General features: G+C 38.3%; 1 protein-coding gene. It reads right to left on the bottom strand.

Going from position 1 to position 700, the window contains the following annotated elements:
• Positions 1 to 27: 27 nt before the first annotated feature.
• Positions 28 to 654, bottom strand: a complete 627-nt coding sequence (locus tag PL85_RS18475) for a hypothetical protein (RefSeq protein WP_115340178.1) — start codon at positions 652 to 654, stop codon at positions 28 to 30.
• Positions 655 to 700: the final 46 nt, after the last annotated feature.

Raw genomic sequence — 700 nt, 5'->3', positions numbered from 1 at the left:
CCGTCTTAAATGCTTTGTTAGCTATCTTTAGTTTGAGAAGCAAGACTTAATAGAAGATAGAAGTAAAAATAGTTTAAGGCAGTCCGTTTTTGTATATGGCGTTTCTCGACGTCCGTGAACTGACGCGTGCCTGTTTAGTTGTGTATCACATTCCTTTTGATCAAACTGAATCTTAGAAAATAGTTCTTCTGTGATATTTGCGATGTCATTTAGCTTACTCCTTAATGAGTAATGAAGCTGTTCTGAATTAGCTCGACTCCTCATACCAGAAACGTATCGTATACTTTTATACTCTCCGCGATTAGCGAGAAACATAAGTGCAGCTTCGATAATACTAAACAGACTCGGCACACAAATATTGTAAAGACCAAGCTTAAAAGCCCGAATAGACTCTTGCAGCATGTCACTGTAAGGTGAAATGAGTAAACTTGTATCTCTTTCCAGTTCAACTAAAAGTAAAGTGTCAAATCGTTCAGTTAACAGAACCTCTATTGCATCCAGTTCCGACATTCCACTATTAAGTACAAAGCGATATAGCTCATCCTCAATTGCATTTGAAGTAATACACCAGCCTTGGTTCTTTAAGTCTTCACTCCCAGACCATAGGGCACGATCTATGATTTGTTGAAAAATATCTAGTTTATCTTTATCCATCAAAGTCCCGCTGATTTATCCTAGATAGCTAACGCCCGGCTAAGGG

Source organism: Vibrio anguillarum (assembly GCF_001989995.2).
Taxonomy (GTDB): Bacteria; Pseudomonadota; Gammaproteobacteria; order Enterobacterales; family Vibrionaceae; genus Vibrio; species Vibrio anguillarum.
The sequence above is the reverse complement of the archived record's forward strand: the minus strand, read 5'-3'. Positions and strand labels throughout refer to the sequence as shown.